Source organism: Vibrio sp. KUL70 (genome assembly GCF_059725515.1).
The window spans coordinates 1,201,969-1,221,845 of record NZ_AP045835.1; the positions used below are offsets into that span (position 1 = coordinate 1,201,969).

Genomic DNA, 19,877 nt, shown 5'->3' on the forward strand with positions numbered 1-19,877 from the left:
TGAAATATAACAAAAGGCAGTACATATATAAACAGAGCATGTTTGGCGTTCAAAAACCTCTAAGTCACCGATATATTTTGGCTTTTTGTGTAATTGATGTTCTCTGATAAACATTTTTGAACTTGTTTGAGGTTGTTTAAGGTGTCTAAAAGCAAGGTGTATTGGATCATTTGGATGTGAAGCTGATTTAGTGGGTCGGATTGAGTGTTCAAGGCTCTTACGTAGTTTCATCGGCGTCGCAAGTTGAATAGTGATTATGTTGAGGTTGTTATCGGGTGGTCGTGAATTGACACAACCATCTTTAGTTATCGACTCGATTTATCCATTCATCGCTGACAACAAATTGGAGAGCTGGACTCGGCTCCAAATTCAACCATGAACCGACGTATCGATATCGAGCACGAAGATGCTTAAATGAGGAGATGCTTTGTCTAAATTTAAAAAATCACATCTATGCGGGTTAATCGCACTGGCGCTAATTGGCTGTCAATCTGACGAGAGCACGACACAAGAACCTGTGTCTGTTTTTGTCCCATACAATGTTCAAGAGTTGCCGAAACCAAACGATGGTTATGGCTATGATAACGACGGCACGATTACAGGTAGCGGGGAGAGAAAAGCTCTTTTAGCTTTGAATGGCGAAGAATATTACCAAGACTACAACAATTCATATTCTGCTATCGATGGTTGGGGCTTATGTGCCGAACCTATTTTAATTCCTTTACAGAGCATTAATTCCGACAAGCGATTCCCATTAGATGCGAATAGCCTAGAAGGAAACGTGATGTTAATGGATGATTCTAGTGAGAAAATTAGTACAAAAATATCATCAGATGGAAGCAACATTAAAATAGAGTGTGAGGCGAGCCTAAAGCCTAACGAACTATATTATGTTGTCGTGACTGATGCTGTTAAAACAGAATTTGGTGAACCGCTTCAAGCTGACGACAGTTTTAAAGATATTCTTTATGGCTTGGTACCGCAAAATGTAAACCAAAATCAAGAACTTCAAGAGCAAGTATTAAAAGCCATCTCTTTATATCAAGGGGAAGGCAATCCTGTGTATGCGGCTCAATTTAAAACTCAGAGCGCGTATTCAACGCTGGATGCAATGCGAAATAATCATATGTATGAAAATACGAGGTTTATTTCGCCAAAGTTAACAGTAGTCCAAGATAATGATGAAAAATACGATCTCTATAAAAATACTTTGGAGGTCCCATTCTACTTGCCTTTTACGGAGTCTAGAGAAGTTGAATGTAGGCTTAGTGAGTTCGACCCTATTGAGTCTTGCCCACCGCTGTACGAATGGATGAAAACGGCATCGGGTGGTTTTCCTACCATATCGGATCCGCTACCAGAAGTTGTAGAGACTCAGAGGATCACGACTGATATTTATACTCCAGCAGGTTGGGATGGCGTTAGTCAATTACCAACAGTCGTTTTCATTCACGGTGTCACCGCGGACAAGTCTGCTGCTTCATTAATGGCGAGCGATTATACGGAAAAAGGCTACGCCGTAATTGCTATCGACATGCCATATCATGGTGAGCGCGTGCGCTACGCTAATGACATCGATTCTGATAACCAAGATGACATTGAAATCAGTGCGCGTGCAAATAAATCTTTCTTCATCAATATCGACTCACCATTGGCGTTGCGCTCCAACTTGCAGCAATCAGTTTCGGATTTCTTAGGCTTGCGATATGCGTTGAACGACGCTCCATGGGTCAACAAAGACCAAATCCACCTAGTTGGACATTCGCTTGGTGGGATCATGTCGGTGATGGTGAGCGAGTTCAGCCAGGTTAGCGCAGACTTTCACGACAACTCAGACTTTTCTTTTAATACCGTGAATTTTGTTGTTCCGGGGCAAGGGTTAACCAACCTAGTACTCTCTTCTCAGACTTTAGGCCCTGAAATGTCTGAAGCTGTGAAAAAGTCACCGGATATACAGCGAAGTATTGCTGAAACTGTCATTCCTGATGTGTGTACTCACGAAGCAAGCAACCAAGTTTGTATTGAAGCGTTAAGAGAGTTTGTCGTTGCATCAGAAGAGAACGCGATTACGGTGAGTCAGCTAGAAGACGACATCTTTGATTTGATCGTAACTGATCTCAAACAAGGTGTGCAGATGACGATTGATGGGGCAGAGCCTGCAAGCTTCACGTCAAGACAGGTAGCGAACCAACAACCAACTCTGCTGCTAGCTGCTGTAGGTAGTTGTGGTGAAACTTGCGATGTAGGCGAAGATTATGTGCCAGACAGTGTGGTTCCGAACTTTGCTCCCGACAATATTCGCACCGGTACAGATCCTCTTATTAAGGCGCTTGGGTTGACACAGATTGTTGGTTCCACGCCAGTACCTTTGCAATCTCTTGAACAGACGCGAGGTGTCATTCGCGCAACCACAGGTGGACACGGGACTTATCTCTTCCCGTATGAGGGCACTATGGATGAATCAGGTTTGCCGGGGCTACCCGGCAATGGAGAGCTTTCATATGTTTGGGATGCAACTAACACCCAACAAGTAGCCGTAGCATCAATGGTTGTGACAGACGGTCATGCGATTGAAATTGACAATGTAGAACACATCGAAACGGAGGTAGCAGACCATGAATAATCGAGTTCTGATTACCTCTACCGTTGCGTTACTGCCTTGTTTTACACAGGCCGCGGGTTTCCAATTGAATGCACAGTCCGCTACAGGCCTAGGTCGAGCTTTTTCTGGAGATGCGGTGATAGCGGATAGCGCGGCGGTTGTATCTAAAAACAGCAGTATCGATCTTGGTGTCGGAATTGTGATGGGTGAGAGCGATGATGTCGATGAGAGTTTAACAACGATACCGGGAACTCAGAGCAACATTACTGCTGATGTCAGTGCCGACGCACTATTAGTAGGTATGCAGTATCAATATCGTTTTTAGTGTAATTCGAAAAAGCTAGCGTCTCACATTTTAAGTACAACAGGGCTCAATAGTGACGTTGAGCCTTTTCTCTCCACAACTGGCTGTTATTAGCATTGAATTTAATAGCAGGAAGCTAGTTCAGTTAAAGATAGCTGATACCAATCGTAGTAAGTCACTGCTCATTTGCTTACTGGGATTGGTATAACACTTTAGCGCACTCATTATTGAGCACGCTCTATGGTTACTGTAATGAAATTGACCCTAATTAGTAAAACAATTGCTTATACACTTCTTACACTCGCTGCGCCTTCTGCATTCGCTGAGAATACAGATCAAGTACCCGTTACCGTGGAACAGGCGACGACCCAAGTTTTTACCTCATCAATTAACGAAGTAGGTAAGATCCGTGCCACTGACTCCGCCGCATTGACATTCAGTGCATCAGAAAAGCTTCTCAAAATTCACTTTAAAGACGGCGATTTTGTAAAAAAGGGGGATGTCATCGCACAGCTTGATGACACCACAGCGAAAGCCGATCTGGACAAAGCGAAGAGTTCATTGGCGTTGGCGAAATCAAAGCTCAAACGTGTTCAAGAACTCCTTAAAAAGCAGCCCGATTCAATGTCTCAACAAGATGTTGAAGAGCTAAAGGAGCAGGCGAATTTAGCCGCCGCAGATTTCCGTCAAAAAAAGGCGTTAATGAACAATTATGTGTTGATTGCTCCGTTTGATGGTCAGCTTACTAACTTTAGCCACTCTGTAGGAAGTCGAATTGATAGTTCTAACGTGTTGGTGAGTTTGATCAAGCTTGATCCTGTTGAAGTTCAATACTCAATCGGACAGTCCGACCTAGGTTCAGCGAAGCTAGGTCAAGATGTATCGATTGAAGTCGATTCTTTTGCTGGCGAAACGTTTAAAGGGGTTGTGGACTATATTGCACCAGCCGTTGATGAGAGCTCTGGTCGTGTCGAGATTCACGCTCACATTAAGAATCCAGAACACCGCCTTGTTCCAGGTATGTTCGCTAAACTGAGCCAAGTGACGAGCGATGAGGAGCCGGAGTTAGTGATATCTCAAAACGCCGTTCTAGCGAAAGACAACACCCGTTTTGTTTGGGTCGTGAATGGTGAGACGATTGAACAAAGAGTGGTTGAGTTGGGAGTTAACACCAACGACGGCCACGTTGTGATTGAAGACGGACTGCTGCTAGGTGAAAAGATCGTTGTTACTGGTCAACAGAATCTTAAACAGAGTTCTCTGGTTAAAGTCATCAACACTGCGCTAACGGAATCGGAACCAACAACCTCTGTAAATGTACACGGCGGGCCGACAGCTTATTTACTTCATGAGCCCGAAAACACATCATCGGCAAAAAAGGGTTCGGAAGGCAACTCCTCAGAAACCCATCAACAAGCAACGACAGAATCAGTCACTTTAGATTCAAATAATGAAAACTCATCACAAAGCAGCACGGAAGCGACAACAGTAGGAGTGAACAATGAAGCTTCCTGAGATTTGTATTAAGCATCCAGTGTTTGCATCTGTGCTTAGCATCGCCATGGTGTTGATTGGTTTACTCTCTTTTCAAAAGTTATCTATTCAATACTTCCCCGAACATAAAACGCCATCGGCCACGGTGACTGCCGCGATTAATGGTGCCAGCGCAGAGTTCATGTCACGTAATGTCGCTGACAAGCTTATTGCTGCGGCAACAGGGCTCGATAGCGTGAAAACTATGACGACAGACTGCCAAGAGGGCTCCTGTAGTCTGAAAATAATGTTTGAAGACGATGTTGATGAGGTCGAATACACCGGCTTGATGAACAATCTACGCAGTAGTGTTGAAGCGATCGGCGATTTTCCACCGAGCATGACCGATCAACCAACGGTGACGGATGACTCTTCCGACACTGGCACGCCGAGCAATGTGATTACCTTTGTTAACACGGGCAATATGTCTAAGCAGGAGATGTTTGATTACATCAGCCAGCAAGTTGTGCCTCAATTCAAGCACATCCAAGGTGTGGGTGGCGTATGGGGCCCATATGGCGGTAGCTCAAAGGCAGTGCGTGTTTGGTTACAACCGGATCGTATGATGGCGCTGAATATCAGTGCGTCTGATGTAGTGGGGACATTGAGCTTGTACAATGCAACCTTTACAGCGGGTACGATTAAAGGTCAGGTTCGCGATTTCTCTATTAACCCTGTGAACCAAGTCACCAGCGTTGAAGATGTCCGAGACCTTGTTATCCGAGTCGATAATGGAAAGATCATCCGTGTGGGAGATATCGCAGACGTAAAAATGGGTGAAGAGAGCTTGGCGCCAAGTATTCTTCGTGTCGATGACAAGTTAGCGATGTCTATCCAAGTGCTGCCACTTAAGAGTGAGAACCCAGTTACGGTAGCAGACAGAGTGAAACTACAAATTGAAGACATCCAGTCTCAGTTGCCAGAAGGCATCGAGATGAAGATGGTCTACAACCAAGCAGATTTCATCAAAGCAGCAATCGATCAAGGCTTCATGACGTTAGTCGAGGCCGTTGTTCTAGTATCAGCGGTAGTGATCATCTTCTTGGGTTCTTTCCGAGTCGCTTCGATTCCTATTATCACGATTCCGGTGTGTGTAATCGGTGTATTTGCCGTGATGTGGGGATTGGGTTTTAGTATCAATGTTCTCACCATATTGGCGATCATTCTCGCGATTGGCTTAGTTGTGGATGATGCGATTGTGGTTGCGGAAAACTGTTATCGTCATATCGAAGAGGGCGAGACACCACTGAATGCTGCGTTGAAAGGGAGCCGTGAGATTGTATTCCCGGTAATTGCTATGACGCTGACGTTAGCTGTGGTTTATCTACCTATCGGTTTGATGGCGGGCCTGACGGCCGACTTGTTCAAACAGTTCGCTTTCACCTTAGCTGCGGCCGTGATCATCTCAGGTTTTGTGGCGTTGACACTGTCGCCAATGATGAGTGCCTATCTAATGAAGCCGGTATCTACACCTGCTAAATGGTACTCAGTTGTCGATTCTAAACTGAATAAATTGTCAGACCGTTACAGCGCAGAGTTGAACAAATGGTTTGAACGTAAAGTGTTGATGACCGGAATTGCGTTGGTGATGGTGGCCTTGTCTGCGGTTGCTGTATGGAAAATGCCTCAGGTATTACTGCCGACTGAAGATACTGGCTTTGTTGAAGTAACATCAACACCACCAACCGGTGTGGGTCGTCAGTACCATCTAGACAACAACGAGCAACTTAATTCGGTCTTTAAAGACAATGATTCGGTTGAAGCGAACCTGTCTTACATTGAGGGCACACCAACTAACCACGTACTGTTAAAACCATGGGGTGAGCGAGACAAGTCGGCAGACGAACTACTCAACGAGTTTATTGCCGATGCTAAGAGCAATGTTTCTGCTTATGGTATGTCTTTTAAAGTGCGCACTGCGGATAGCCTAAATATCGCGACCAATATGGTGCTCGAATTGACGACGGTGAATCGAGATACCGATGCGTTATCTGAAACGGCACATAAAGTGGTTGAAGCATTAGAAAACTACGAAGGCGTGACCAATGTACGCAACTCAATGTTACGAGATCAGCTGCGTTATGATCTTTCCATTGATCGCAATGCGATTGTCCTGTCTGGTGTGGATTATGGCAATGTAACCAATGCACTCTCGACTTTCTTAGGCTCCGTGAAAGCGGCTGACCTGCAAGCTGACGATGGTTATACCTATCCAATCCAAGTGCAGGTTAACCTAAACGCTTTAGGTGACTTCAAGGTGTTGGATAAGCTTTATGTCGATTCAGAATCTGGTCAGCGACTGCCACTGTCTCAGTTTGTATCGATCAAACAAGTGACATCTGAATCGAGCTTTAAAACCTTTATGGGTCAAGACAGCGCGGAAATTACCGCTGACTTGATGCCAGGATTTACTGCGAGTGATGTAAAGGCTTACGTCGACCGAGTCGTACCAGAGTTGCTCGAAGATGCTCAGAGTTATGAATTCAACGGCATTGTAAAAGATCTTGTGGATTCAAGTGCTGGGGCGCAGATGCTATTCGTGTTAGCGCTCGTGTTCATCTTCCTAATCTTAGCGGCGCAGTTCGAGAGCTTTGTTGATCCGATGATCATCTTGTTAACGGTTCCACTGTGTATTGTCGGTGCGGTATTGACCTTATCGGTATTTGGTCAGAGCTTAAACATCTACTCTAAGATTGGCTTGTTGACTTTGGTCGGTCTGGTGACCAAACACGGTATCTTGCTGGTGGAATTTGCGAATGAGCAGCGTAAGAAAGGTGCGACGGCGAAACAAGCGGCAATGGTAAGCGCACGTTCTCGACTGAGACCGATTCTGATGACGTCGCTGACGATGATCCTTGGTTCATTACCATTGGCATTGGCGGAAGGACCGGGTTCATTAGGCCGTATCAATATCGGATTGGTATTGTTTGGTGGTTTAACCGTGGGTACTTTCTTCTCTTTGTTCCTCGTTCCAGTGGCTTACGTTGGAATGGCAAACCTAAAGAATGCCGACATTCTTGCTAAGTTAAGAACGAAAGCAGCTTAACTTAGAAGTCTTTTAAATGATGCGCTGGTGAGATTGAGTAGAACACAATTTCATCAGCGCTTTTTTATGCCAAATTTCACGCTTTAAGTACGATCTTGTTTCACTTTTGAGATTTTTGTTAATAACTCCCTCCACATTTCATAATTATGACACTCTGTCATAAAACTGTAGCAATAGGCCTGTAGTCACTGATTCTCGATCACTCTCTCATTTATTTAATTTTTGAAAATTCACTGTCTGTTAACATATAAGACTGTGTTACAGGTCTCGTTTATGGTCCAACCTTGTTGATAGAGTTATCACTAGGGGTCGTTATTTACATCAGATGTTTTATATGAATATTAAAAATAAACTATTTTCATTGGGTCTATTCTCAATTTTAGGGATGGTATCTCTACTATTTACCACCTCCCATTTTACAAAAACCGGTGAGCAGCTTCATGAAGCAACATTGATCACTAAAGATTTAGAAGTTCGTTTGCTTAACTTGCGTCGAAACGAGAAAGATTTCCTTCTCCGAAGCGATATTAAGTACTTAGACAAGTTTGAAAACAACTACCGTCAGTTTCAGGATCTAGAATCCGAGTTGGCGAGTGTTCTTGAAGATTTAAGTCTCGCGAATACAGCTCAGCTAAGACAGGACATCTCCGACTACCATAAGAGCTTTACGGTGCTTGTCGGCGCGTACCAAGTTTTGGGTCTATCAGATGATGAAGGCTTATTGGGCCAGTTCCATAAAGACTTGGCGGTAAGCTTTGAAAGAGCTTCAGACGAAGAGAGGCTTGCTATGTACCAATTCAATGAGTTGGTTGAACAGGGTAACCTTGATTTAAGCTTACTCTCTAATGCTCAGGCAAGCTTCTTAAACTCAGCTCAGCAGGTCGTAGATCAGAGAGTTAAAATTGGCCTAAAGCACAATGAAGGTTTACTAGGCGAGGCGCGCTCTGCTTCTCATAAGGTAGAAACGCAGTTTAAAGAGTTTTCATCATTGCTCAAAGATACCACTGCTGAACAGCTAGACAGGTTGAATCTTATAAACAAAGTATTAAGCGGTACGTTGCTCGTCATTATTGTTTTGTTGAGTTGGGTGATCGTTCGTTCTATTGTTGGTCGCATTGAGTCTCTGTTGTCTGTTATTCGCCGTATTGTGGATTCGAACGACGTTTCGATTCGCTCAGAGTTGAAAGGGCACGATGAGCTAGGTTCACTGGGTGAATATTTTAATCAGTTGTTGGATCAGCTAGAGAAGCTTATCTCGGCATCTCAGAAGAAGTCTCAGCAGCTCACTTCAAGCACATCAAATATGCATAATGAACTGGAATCAGTGATTAAGCAGTTTGACGTTCAAGCAAACCACACGGGTGAAATGACAGTATCGGTTCAAGAGATGGTATCAACCATTGGTGAAATCTCTGAAAGTACCGCGATTGCCGCAGAAGGAGTTCAAAAAGCGCGTCTTAATGCGGATAAAGGTCGTGAGGTTGTCGTTGAGACAATCAACAACATTACGCAATTGTCTGAACGCCTATCGAGCAGCCAAGACTCAATAAGCTCATTGAACCACCATGTCGACCAAATTGGTGATGCGGTAAACATCATCCAAGGTATCGCTGAGCAGACGAACCTGCTAGCACTGAACGCAGCGATTGAGGCGGCACGAGCAGGTGAACAAGGTCGCGGCTTTGCGGTTGTAGCAGATGAGGTTCGCGCGCTAGCAAGTCGTACGCACCAATCAACCACAGAGATAACTAACGTGGTGTCGGCAATTCAAAGCCAAATGGAAGCTTCTATGGCGGAGATTGGAGAGTGTAACTCTCAAGGTCAACGTACATTAAGTGACTCTGAATCATTGGATTCAAGTCTACAGCTGATTCTAAGTGATATGGAAGATATTCAAGGCAACTCAGAACGCATTGCTTCTGCAATTGAAGAGCAGGGTGCGGTTATGGCGCAGGTGAGTGATTCTATTACTGAGCTAAGTGCTATCTCGAATCAGAATACGGCTTCAGCTCAACATTGCTTGGTTGAGGTGGATAAAGTAGCAGCACAGGCGAATGAGATGGACAGTGCAGTGGCGCAGTTTAAAACATCATAAACTAAGACAGTCAAAGCATTTAAGAGCTAAAGTTCTTGTTTGCTAAACCGTTTTAATGCTGAAGAAAAAACGAAGGCGCACGATCAAGTGCGCCTTCTGCATTTTAATTTGGGTAACGTTTATACCAATCGCAGCAACCATTGCTCGCTCTAAACGAGGAGCAGTAGCTGAGAGGGTTAAGCGTACTGCTCTACGGTTTGGACCCAATTACGCTTCTGTTGTTCGAAGTTGAGCTTGATTTGCTGGTAACGAACTTTAAGTAATGAGTGCTCATATTTCTTAACTACGTCGTCGCGTTTGCTCTCAAGCAACTGCTTTTTCACCGCATAGTATTCATTCATGTTTGCCACAAGAGAGTCGAACTCTGCTTGCAGCTTTTCAGCAATTTGAATGTTGTCTGCTCGATGCATGATTTTCTGTTGAGTACGCTTTAACAGCATCGCAGCTTCTGCTTTCTCTATTCGTGCTTGTGGCGTTTTCTTTAATTTCGACGTTAGGCCACATAGCGACGCGCTTTTGATCAGCCACTTAGTTGGATCGTATTGCCACCAGTAAATGCCATTGCGGTAATCGTTCTCAAAAATATGGTGGAAGTTGTGGTAACCCTCGCCAAAAGTCAAAACCGCAAGAATGCCATTATCACGTGCTGTATTCTTGTCTGTGAAAGGTTGGCTACCCCAGATGTGCGCAAGTGAGTTAATAAAGAAAGTTGTGTGATGGTTAAGTACTAGGCGAACTGCACCAACCATTAGCAACATGCCAATCACGTCGCCATAGATCACGCCAAGCGCAATAGGTACGCCAAAATTCATAACAAGTGCTAATAAGATGTAGTGTTTATGCTGCCACATCACAATTTTGTCTTTTTTAAGGTCGCGACAATTTTCGTAGTCCTTGTAAATTGAAGTGTTGTAGTTACGAATCATCCAACCGATATGCGAGTACCAAAAGCCGCGTTTCGCAGAGTATGGGTCTTTGTCGTTGTTGTCGACATGCTTGTGATGTACGCGGTGATCTGAAGACCAGTGAAGGGCGCTGTTTTGAAGTGCAAATGCACCACCTAAAGCAAAAAGAAATCGTAAGCTAGAATGTGCTTCAAACGCTTTGTGTGACCACAAACGATGGTAACCCGTTGTTATTGATAGATTACAAAAGCTAAAACAGATTGCTAACCAAACCCAATGCTCCGCTCCATAGCCGTTGTAGTAGCCATAAAGAGGGGCGGCAATCAAAGCCAAAAGCATACTAAAAGAGAAGATAAAAACATTTAACCAGATAAGAGGTGGCTTGCTATTTTGCGTTGTATTGCCAGTTGTCATCAGCATATTCCATTGAGCGTACAGTTGTTCGCTAGAATATCAGCGTACACGTGTAAGTCAATAATCAAAGTGTAAGTACCTGTTAGTAGTCAGGCTTTAATAGTATGTTTTGCTTTAATTTTGTGTTTAAGTAGTATTAAATGTAGAAGTAATAAATAAATGGAAGTGCTAAGGGCTAATAAATGGAAATTAGAGTAGCTGAATATAAAGATTACGAGCGTATCGCACAGTTACACGCAGACAGCTGGAAAATCTACTATCGTGGGATTCTTGCTGATCAATATCTAGATCACGACGTTCTAGAAGACAGATCGGTAATTTGGCAGACTCGCCTCATCAATCCACCTTTTAACCAACATGTACTGCTGCTTGAAGAGGGTGGTTTGCTTGTTGGGTTTGTATGTGCGTTTGGTAATCACAACTTCGACCGTGGTACTTTTATTGACGCTTTGCATGTCGATAACGCCTATCGTGGTCGTGGGATTGGTAAGCGTTTATTGTCAGAGCTCTCAGAGCGACTTGAGCAATATTATGCTGATAGTGGTCTCTACTTAGAGGTGATGTCGAAGAACAAGCAGGCTATTGGTTTTTATGAGTCTATTGGTGGTAAAGAAGAGCTTGAGCAGATCTGGGACGCGCCTTGTGGCAGCAAAGTCAAAGAGAAAGTCTACTCTTGGTCATCGCCTTCGACTTTGGCCCAGCAACTGCAAACACCTGCTTGATAAAGCGAACAAGATGATAAACGAAAGCCCCGAGTATTCGCTCGGGGCTTTTTGTTGTGCGCCGAGCATGGCGTTGATCTAGGAGGTGAAAGTCCTCTACGGGCTCAGTCGAGCGAGAACCGTTAGCCTATGCAAGGGTGTTCGCCGTGAGGTGAAATCTGAAGGAAGCAAATGGCAAAACTTGGTTGTGACGAACAGAAATCTGATAGTAGGCCTGTACAACTTGGGTAACCTAGCAATAGATAGAATAGCCCAATGCCTCGACGGGAAGTGTGTATAGGTAAATCAGGCACGACCAAGGGAAAGAGCAACGTCTTACCTCGGGAGATCTTATTGCTTGTCTCAGTTGAGACTAATACAGCAGTGATGTTGTGTGATGGGCAATGAGAAGTCAGCAGAAGGCATAGTACTTTGAGGAAGTACAACTCAAAGGAAGGCCTGAACTGAATATATCAAGAAGCAGTCACTATTTACTCAATGATGTGGAGTCATAGCAAGATGGAAAACATCTCTACGTCCCAATGGGCAATGCCGCAAGTAGAGCTCATGGTCACGAAGAATGACAAGCATGATCGGCGTAGAAAGGAGGACGAGTCTTGGTGACCCCAACTCCGCTGATGGAGCAAATCTGCTCTCCAGTGAATTTGAACCATGCTCTTCGACGCGTGAAGAAGAATAAGGGTTGTGCAGGTGTCGATAGACTCGATATCGAAGCGACTATCTGTAAACTTCGACAAGCTTCAAATGGGCAAGAGCTCCGGCAGAGTCTTCTGGACGGAAGCTATCAACCTCAACCAGTCCTTGGTGCAGAAATCCCTAAACCTAATGGTGGTGTAAGGCAACTAGGCATCCCCACGGTGCTTGATAGGGTTGTTCAACAGGCAATTACATCGGTGCTGACTGATATCTATGAGCCTAAGTTCTCCGCCAGCAGTTATGGGTTCAGGCCAAACCGCAGTGCGCATTATGCATTAGTGACCGCAAGCCGTTACATCAGAGAGGGTCGAGGTTATGTAGTGGATATCGATCTAGCGAAATACTTCGACACAGTGAACCATGATAGGCTGATGCACAGGTTATCTAAGGACATTAGTGATAAACGAGTATTAAAGCTAATCAGGGCATATCTACAGGCAGGCTTAATGCGAGATGGGTTAGTTGAACGAAGACAACGAGGAACACCACAGGGTGGTCCATTATCTCCGTTACTCTCAATATCGTATTAGATGAACTGGATAAAGAGTTAGAGCGTAGAGGGCATAAGTTCTGTCGATATGCAGATGACTGCCAAATCTACGTTCGTAGTGAGGAAGCCGCCCATCGAGTCAAAGAGTCGATAACGGGGTTCTTGGAGCAGAAGCTAAAGCTCACGGTAAATCGTGAGAAAAGTGCAGCAACAAGAGTGACGGAGCGAGCTTATTTAAGCCATAGCTTCAAGAGAGACGGAACCATCCTGATATCAAAATCGGCACAAGCTCAAATGAAGAAGCGAGTGCGGAGAATAACGAAGCGAAATCGAGGTCGAGAGTTATCGGTAATAATCACCGAGTTAACCCAATACCTACGAGGTTGGCAGCACTACTTCAAGCTCGCCCTGCGTAAGAGCGCGATGCAGCGTTTAGACGAATGGATACGGCGTCGATTAAGATGCTACCGACTGAAGCAGCGCAAACGCAGATACAGCATAGCGACATGGTTACAGCGACAAGGTGTAACAGAGCGCAATGCGTGGAAGCTAGCGATGTCAGATAAAGGTTGGTGGCATCTGACGTTAACGCCTCAGGTGAATCACGCCATGCCAGTTAAATGGTTCAATGAGATGGAATTATACTCGTTACGAGACGGGTATGAGTCACTGAAAATATATTCGGAACCGCCGTATGCGACCTACGCTTGTACGGTGGTGTGAGAGGACGGAGGCCGTGAGGCCTCCTCCTACTCGATTGTGTACAAGTCACAGCAAGTCATCGATTAAGCGCAACGTCGTAAGATGACTGAAGAGTAAAGTCGGCTTTTCGGCGCAATTCGGTAGCTAGCGACTCTATAATCCAAAAACTCTAACGCCATTATCGTTTATTTTGACGAGTTAGGAATTGCGATTGGAATTAACGCTTGTTCTTCAGGTAACGCTTGCGACGTTCTTCTTTTTTCTTCGCTTTCTCTTCTGCTTTACGCAGTGCTTCTTGTTCAACTTCGATCAGCTCTTGCGTGATCATTTCTGGCAGCTCTAGAGTTACTTGACCAAGTGTGCCGTTACGCAGTTCATGAAGAAGAATTTCTGAACACTTATGCAAATCGATATGACCACCTGCACGCAGTGCACCACGCTTGCGACCGATCTCTTCCATCAATTCGATGTCTGACTCTGGCAGCTCTTCGATTTGGTAACGCTCTTTCAGTAGGTGAGGGTATTGCTTCGCCAAGTACTCTACCGTGTAGAATGCGACTTCATCGTATTCCATTGCAGTATCTTTTACTGCCCCAGTTGCTGCTAGGCGGAAACCACTGTGAGGGTTTTCTACTTTGGGCCACAAGATTCCCGGAGTATCCGAAAGCACCACACCGTTTTGTAGGTTGATGCGTTGCTGGCGACGAGTCACAGCAGGCTGGTTACCTGTAACGGCGATCGTACGACCTGCCAGACAGTTAATGATGGTTGATTTACCAACGTTTGGAATACCCATGATCATGGTGCGAATGTTTTTACCAATCTCTTCACGGTGAGGGGCTAATTTACGTACTAGCTCCATGATGTGATTTACTTCTTCTTTAACGCTGGTAGTAATCGCGATCGCTTTTACACCTTGCTCTTTTTCAAAGTGCTCAATCCACATTTGGGTTAGTTCTGGATCAGCAAGGTCGCGTTTGTTTAGAACTTTAACTACCGGTTTACCTGCTTTGATCTCTGCAATCATTGGGTTTTCTGAACTAAATGGAATACGCGCATCTAGTACTTCAATGATAACGTCAACTTTAGGGATAACTTCTTCGATTTCTTTGCGGGCTTTGTGCATGTGGCCCGGAAACCATTGGATTTTGCTTGCAACCATATGAAAATTTTTCCTTTTATTTTTTCAACTAGGTCGGTGGAGTATTGCTAAGATAACTTGAACTCGAATGAAACATCGAATCAAATAACAAGAGTCGTTAAGGCGATGTCAATTTATAAGACCTTATAGCATGTACGAAAATTGTTCGATGACGTTTATGTTACTAAATGCCCCACATCTGCTTTATTCCGCTATCATAATTGATGTGGACCTAAAAAGCTATCGATACCGTGAAGGCAAAATAAAAGTTACTGTGAGCTTTGTTTCGTATAAAGGCAAGTGGGCCATATTGTGATCATCAATATTGTACGTGATAGCGTGTTCATGGGTTATCATATTTAACTTGATAAATTATACATAATTTACAATAATTAATTTTTAAATCTGTTTTTTTTGTAATAACATCAGTCTTATATGGTAGCAATGGAAAGTCCAAGTTATAAGGTTTATATTTAATGATTAGAAAGTATGCTATATTTAGAAACAAAAACAGATATATGAGCAGAGCGATAGAACTATTCGTTGTTATATTGACGTTTTTAAATTTATTAGTTATTTCCGTATCGGATAATATTAGCACAATAAAAATAGCTATTATTTTATTTCCGTTAAGTATTATAATACTTGTATTTTTATATCTGTCAGAGAAGTTAAGCCGTCTATTGCCACAATGAAAAGCTTATAACTATATCTTAAATGCAGATCTTAATTGTGTTATTTTTTTTGGGAATTTTTCGAAATATTATAAATAATCGTATGATTAGAAATTGTTTATTTTAACATCGTATTATTTCCCGATAATCGCCGTCTAATTTTGGTTATGCATTTCTTCTAGATTTTAAAGTTTGATGCTCTTTACACAAGTCATTTTTGGCCGTGTAAATAACTTTGTATTGTTGTGCACAATTGATTTCATATGTCTTTTATAATAATATACGTAAACCTTTCGTTTAGACAATAAATGCACCTGTACAAAAGAAAATTATATCGGAAGGTTTCCGTAAAGTGAGAGGTGCTCGCAGTATCCGTATTATACTTATTAAGTATGCGTTCAATAATGCGTCTAGAGCGAGTGTTAATAAAGCCTTCGATAGTCTCATTTTTCTCAAAAAACAATCATTGTTCATCAGTTTGATAGATTAGAGCGATGTTATCTTATCAAGTCATTAAGACTACTTGTGTTAGTAAGGCTTTTGTGTATTACTCAACACTACGTCATATATAACATTCTAAACTAACTTTATCTTCGTGCTTCACGCTATTTGTCGGCGCATCTATATTTGTTTCCTTGACACCTGGTTTAAATAGGCACGTCGTTCTAATTGAATTGGAAGTTTTTTCTAAAATGAATACATCTGAAACAAGGAAAGTCTGAAAGAAACTTTCCATGTTTATGAACTCGGTCTGTTCAGTACAGAATTGACATTTAACTTGAGTTAAAATTATAAATTGCTTGTTTTGATTAACAGGGGTCTACTGGTTTACGTTATGACTAATTAACACTCTTAAAATGATTAGGAAGCACAAGCGCGAAAGTCTAAAATCAATGTGATCAGTATCACCTAATGACCGTATTTTATGTATAATTTATGCATTTTTCCTATGGTTATGCGGTAGCTCCATTTCTAATGCCGATGTCATATGCGAGGTGGAATCGTAGTGTGATAAGAAAGATATGAATGTGATTTCAATAGAGAGCAAAGAAATAATGATAATGTCTGAATTGTATGATACTAAACACATAGAAGCAAGGGCTACATTAATTGCTAGTTCGATTCAGTCTGTGTTAGATATGTGTGATAATGACTTAGTCCAAGGAAAAAACGTGCATTGTACTTTTAAACTGCCTTTAGACGAACTCGACTGGTTAAAGGCATACTTCATAAGTAAGGGCGGAGTTAGATTTAGCGTAACCAATGTTTTCGACTAGGTACTCATAATAAAAATGAACTAAAATGTATGTATCGTCATTCGAAATCGGAGAAAAAAATGGTCTTGGTTCATGTTGGGCCTTTTGAGCTAGAAATATCTAACACTGCTACGTTGAAGTTACCAGACGGAGTGTCTTATGTTATCACAATTCCAGAAGCAAATATATTGAAAACGCTTCATAGTAATGTTGACTTACTTGTATCAAGAAAAGATTTAGAGATCGCAGGATGGGGAGAGAATAATTCAACTGGAGTGAATTCTTTAGCGGTAGCTATATCTAACTTAAGAAAAATTCTTAAATTAGGTGGGATAAGTATTGTAAATGAACCGAAGCGTGGTTATAAGATAGTAATTGATGAGGAAGTAAAGCGATCTGATAAATTTAATTCAAATGCTGAAAGCCAAGGTGTTTCAAATGTTGAAAGCCAAGGTGTTTCAAATGTTGAAACCCAAGGTGTTTCAAATATAGACAAAAAGCCAGGTAAAGTTTTATTAAAAATAATCATATTAAGTTTAATTCTGGCTCCCACTTTAGCGCAGTTTTTCTATTTCTATATATCCTGGGTTGATGTCAAATGTGAGAAAATATTTACAAATGACGTTTGCTACTTGTCTTCAGAAGAGAAGCGCCTCGTTGATTTGAGATATAGTACTGGAAGCAAGATCTATTTCGTATCTTCGAAGTACTATACAGAGGTAAAAGAACAATGAATAGACTGCTCGTGATATCCATCTTGTGTTCTATATTTGCTTTATCATGGCTGAGTTATGGAGTAATTAATGGTTTCGGTTGCTCATATCAGATGACAACAATGAAATCTGAAGTAAACAGAGAAACATTTGTAACTTGTTATAGAGGAAAATTTGTAGCCATGCATTATCATTTCGATGAACAACATAAGCTTCTATCTACATGGAAAGTTGAAGGGCGACAATTAGCATATGGTAATCAAATTATTTATTTGGTATACAGTCGAGAAAGAGTACAAGGAGGGAATAAAGAAAATTCTACGGATCGTTACAACAGGATGACACAGGCTTATCTAATGTTGTTTTACCACATGCAACGAGATGGTAATACCATGTACATATTTCAGGAGTTTCCTGAAAATAAACTTATTGTTGCTAATATTAAAGGGAGGTTGACTTTAAATGAATGAAGAATGTAATGGCCGAAATTTAGTCATTGTTTTATTTTATGAAAATCATTTAACTAGAATTTAATTACATTACTGATAATTAGAATAGAAATGAATAATGATTAAAATAATTAGAGTAAACTTCAATAATGGATGTAACAAAGTTGAAAGTACTTATACTTGATGACTCAAATGTGGTTATAAGTAGTGTGCGAGGTATGTTATCAAAAATCGGATTTAATGAGAAAAATATCGCATTTTCTCAAAGCCCGAAAAGTGGGATAGCATTGGCTAAAAATGAATTATTTGATGTCGTAATTTGTGATTATAACTTCTATTCAACACTTGACGGAAAACAAATTTTTGAAGAAATGAAACATTTTGACTGCCTAAAGAGTGAGTCATTATTTGTTGTTATAACCGGAGATTCCTCTTTAGAAACAGTTAATGCATTGATTGAGTTAGAACCAGATGATTATCTGTTGAAGCCATTTAATCAAGAGTTTCTTAGGAAAAGAGTTGTATCGGGTGTGAAGCGTAAACATGCGATGAAGGATATATATATAGCTCGAGATAAAGGTGATTTTGAATTAGGTGTTCAAGAGTGTGACAGATTACTTCCTTTTCTTCCTCAATATTACAATCACATTATGCGGGAGAAAGGTAGATTCTACCGTTTCATGAAGCTATGGAACCAAGCTAAAAATTTTTATAAAGATCTTCTAAATGATAACGAATCCGATTGGGTTTTATTGGGTTTTTCAAATTCTATGAAGAATCTCGGAGAGCTGGAGGGTGCGAGGAAATTAGTAAAATCCATTTTAGAGAGAAGCCCGAAGAATATAAATGCCATAAAAGAATTGGCTAGTATTGATCTTCATTCTAATAATATCCCTGATAGTATTGTACATCTTAAGGTTGTCAATGGGTTAACTAAAGGTAGCTCAGAGAGGGAATTAGTAATATCTAATTTAGCATTTGCTGTTGGTGATTATTGTGAATCATTTAATTTTTACAAAAAATATTATAACTTAAATAACGACACATTTAGAAATAATCTTTGGATGAAGTTGAATTTAGTAAGAAGGATGTTAACATTTTACTCTATGGATTCACCGAAGAATAGCATTTCTTTGTCTAATATAGAATCTTCAGTGCTAGAACTAGTTTCCATAGAAGAAAAATCTAGATCATTACAAGTAAATGTAGATATATTGGCATCACACTTATTACTACTCCAGGGGAAGTTCGATGAGTTTTTATGTCTGTTAAACTCATGTTTTCGAGAGGTAGTATCTAATAATAGTCTTTTTCATTTTTACGACCTTTTATATTTTGTTTGGTTATTATCTTTCTGTTCTTATGACAAAGAAAGTCAAAAAGCAACTTTAATGCTAGCGAAATCTTATGAAAGAATAATAGTGAATAATAAAAATGAAATCAACAGTGAAATAATTCTTGAGTCTATGAATGTTCTTCTCAAAAGATCAAAAGATTTGGAAGAAGAAAAAATAAATTGGCTTAATGAAAGATATCAAGCATTACGGAATTTAAATAAGAAAGAGTCACTTCTAATTTATATCGAAATTTCTAATAGATATCCAACCTTAGTATCTGTTCGAATTAAAATTGTGGAGCATTTGGGGGAGGTTTGGCCTGAAGGGTTAGGTAAAAATCAAACAAGGATGTTGCTAAAACAAAGTGATAATGTAATAAGACAGCTTAGCGATAAAGATTATCTTGAAAAACATAAGTATGATTATTTTTATAAAAGAGCTTTTTCTACTATTCATGATATTTGATAAAAAGACTGAGTATACTAATAACGTTCCTATTCCTTGTCGAAAGTGCTAAAAATTTCATGGTTGAAATATATCGGAAATATTGACTAGAGTTTTAGTGTCTGAAACTAATGTGTATCTTAAGATAGAGTGTTTAGACATTGGTTCTCATGTCTCCTTTGTATATGACATGATAAATTCACATTAATTTTATATTTTTCAACTTATATATGATTTGGGTTTGAAAACTTTTTATTTTATCCCATTAGCGGATTTAGAAAGACGATTAATTATATGAATTTATATAGACTATGACTTCGTTGCCCTTTAAATTAAGTTTTCGTCTTGAATATA

General features: G+C 41.1%; 11 protein-coding genes and 3 pseudogenes. 12 read left to right on the plus strand and 2 right to left on the minus strand.

Going from position 1 to position 19,877, the window contains the following annotated elements:
- Positions 1-427 precede the first annotated feature (427 nt).
- The 6 genes and pseudogenes from AC6I7V_RS19335 (at position 428) to AC6I7V_RS19360 (ending at position 9,580) form a co-directional block, all read left to right on the plus strand.
- Entirely contained in the window at positions 428-2,623 is a 2,196-nt protein-coding gene (locus tag AC6I7V_RS19335; RefSeq protein ID WP_498011930.1) for an alpha/beta fold hydrolase, read from the plus strand.
- Positions 2,616-2,774, plus strand: a pseudogene (locus AC6I7V_RS19340) (outer membrane protein transport protein); the annotation flags it as partial. The gene AC6I7V_RS19335 and the pseudogene AC6I7V_RS19340, both read left to right, overlap by 8 nt.
- A pseudogene (locus AC6I7V_RS19345) lies at positions 2,775-2,927 on the plus strand (aromatic hydrocarbon degradation protein); the annotation flags it as partial.
- Between the two features lie 231 nt (positions 2,928-3,158).
- Positions 3,159-4,421, plus strand: coding sequence for an efflux RND transporter periplasmic adaptor subunit (locus tag AC6I7V_RS19350; protein ID WP_498011931.1), 1,263 nt, complete (start codon positions 3,159-3,161; stop codon positions 4,419-4,421).
- Entirely contained in the window at positions 4,408-7,485 is a 3,078-nt protein-coding gene (locus AC6I7V_RS19355; RefSeq protein ID WP_498011932.1) for an efflux RND transporter permease subunit, read from the plus strand. Before AC6I7V_RS19350 ends, AC6I7V_RS19355 begins: the two co-directional genes overlap by 14 nt.
- A 385-nt stretch (positions 7,486-7,870) precedes the next feature.
- The gene (locus AC6I7V_RS19360) at positions 7,871-9,580 is read left to right on the plus strand and encodes a methyl-accepting chemotaxis protein (protein ID WP_498012379.1); all 1,710 of its coding nucleotides are present in this window, start codon (positions 7,871-7,873) and stop codon (positions 9,578-9,580) included.
- Between the two features lie 176 nt (positions 9,581-9,756).
- On the opposite strand, the gene AC6I7V_RS19365 is transcribed toward AC6I7V_RS19360, so the two are convergent.
- Complete coding sequence (locus AC6I7V_RS19365) at positions 9,757-10,899, minus strand: acyl-CoA desaturase (protein WP_498011933.1); 1,143 nt, start codon at positions 10,897-10,899, stop codon at positions 9,757-9,759.
- 182 nt (positions 10,900-11,081) lie between these two features.
- Between AC6I7V_RS19365 and AC6I7V_RS19370 the strand changes: the two genes are divergently transcribed.
- The 3 genes and pseudogenes from AC6I7V_RS19370 to AC6I7V_RS19380 all read left to right on the plus strand — a co-directional run bounded on the left by AC6I7V_RS19370 (position 11,082) and on the right by AC6I7V_RS19380 (position 13,530).
- Positions 11,082-11,621, plus strand: coding sequence for a GNAT family N-acetyltransferase (locus tag AC6I7V_RS19370; RefSeq protein ID WP_255231907.1), 540 nt, complete (start codon positions 11,082-11,084; stop codon positions 11,619-11,621).
- Positions 11,622-12,238: 617 nt separating this feature from the next.
- Positions 12,239-12,990 (plus strand): annotated as a pseudogene (locus tag AC6I7V_RS19375) (reverse transcriptase domain-containing protein); the annotation flags it as partial.
- Positions 12,991-13,101: 111 nt separating this feature from the next.
- Complete coding sequence (locus AC6I7V_RS19380; protein WP_498012380.1) at positions 13,102-13,530, plus strand: group II intron maturase-specific domain-containing protein; 429 nt, start codon at positions 13,102-13,104, stop codon at positions 13,528-13,530.
- Between the two features lie 196 nt (positions 13,531-13,726).
- On the opposite strand, the gene ylqF is transcribed toward AC6I7V_RS19380, so the two are convergent.
- Positions 13,727-14,671: a ribosome biogenesis GTPase YlqF gene (gene ylqF / locus AC6I7V_RS19385; protein WP_498011934.1), complete on the minus strand. Its 945-nt coding sequence runs from the start codon at positions 14,669-14,671 to the stop codon at positions 13,727-13,729.
- A gap of 1,989 nt (positions 14,672-16,660) precedes the next feature.
- Between ylqF and AC6I7V_RS19390 the strand changes: the two genes are divergently transcribed.
- The 3 genes from AC6I7V_RS19390 to AC6I7V_RS19400 all read left to right on the plus strand — a co-directional run bounded on the left by AC6I7V_RS19390 (position 16,661) and on the right by AC6I7V_RS19400 (position 19,544).
- A complete protein-coding gene (locus AC6I7V_RS19390; RefSeq protein WP_498011935.1) occupies positions 16,661-17,314 on the plus strand; it encodes a winged helix-turn-helix domain-containing protein in 654 nt (217 codons plus the stop codon).
- 101 nt (positions 17,315-17,415) lie between these two features.
- Positions 17,416-17,763 (plus strand): hypothetical protein, encoded by a 348-nt coding sequence (locus tag AC6I7V_RS19395; protein WP_498011936.1) that lies wholly within the window; start codon positions 17,416-17,418, stop codon positions 17,761-17,763.
- 128 nt (positions 17,764-17,891) lie between these two features.
- A complete protein-coding gene (locus AC6I7V_RS19400; protein WP_498011937.1) occupies positions 17,892-19,544 on the plus strand; it encodes a response regulator in 1,653 nt (550 codons plus the stop codon).
- Positions 19,545-19,877 lie beyond the last annotated feature (333 nt).

Bases quoted from the DNA above. Each gene is read 5' to 3' on its own strand.
- AC6I7V_RS19350 (WP_498011931.1), top strand. From the start codon at position 3,159: ATGAAATTGACCCTAATTAGTAAAACAATTGCTTATACACTTCTTACA.
- AC6I7V_RS19355 (WP_498011932.1), top strand. From the start codon at position 4,408: ATGAAGCTTCCTGAGATTTGTATTAAGCATCCAGTGTTTGCATCTGTG.
- AC6I7V_RS19360 (WP_498012379.1), top strand. From the start codon at position 7,871: ATGGTATCTCTACTATTTACCACCTCCCATTTTACAAAAACCGGTGAG.
- AC6I7V_RS19365 (WP_498011933.1), bottom strand. From the start codon at position 10,899: ATGACAACTGGCAATACAACGCAAAATAGCAAGCCACCTCTTATCTGG.
- AC6I7V_RS19370 (WP_255231907.1), top strand. From the start codon at position 11,082: ATGGAAATTAGAGTAGCTGAATATAAAGATTACGAGCGTATCGCACAG.
- AC6I7V_RS19380 (WP_498012380.1), top strand. From the start codon at position 13,102: ATGAAGAAGCGAGTGCGGAGAATAACGAAGCGAAATCGAGGTCGAGAG.
- ylqF (WP_498011934.1), bottom strand. From the start codon at position 14,671: ATGGTTGCAAGCAAAATCCAATGGTTTCCGGGCCACATGCACAAAGCC.
- AC6I7V_RS19390 (WP_498011935.1), top strand. From the start codon at position 16,661: ATGGTCTTGGTTCATGTTGGGCCTTTTGAGCTAGAAATATCTAACACT.
- AC6I7V_RS19395 (WP_498011936.1), top strand. From the start codon at position 17,416: ATGAAATCTGAAGTAAACAGAGAAACATTTGTAACTTGTTATAGAGGA.
- AC6I7V_RS19400 (WP_498011937.1), top strand. From the start codon at position 17,892: ATGGATGTAACAAAGTTGAAAGTACTTATACTTGATGACTCAAATGTG.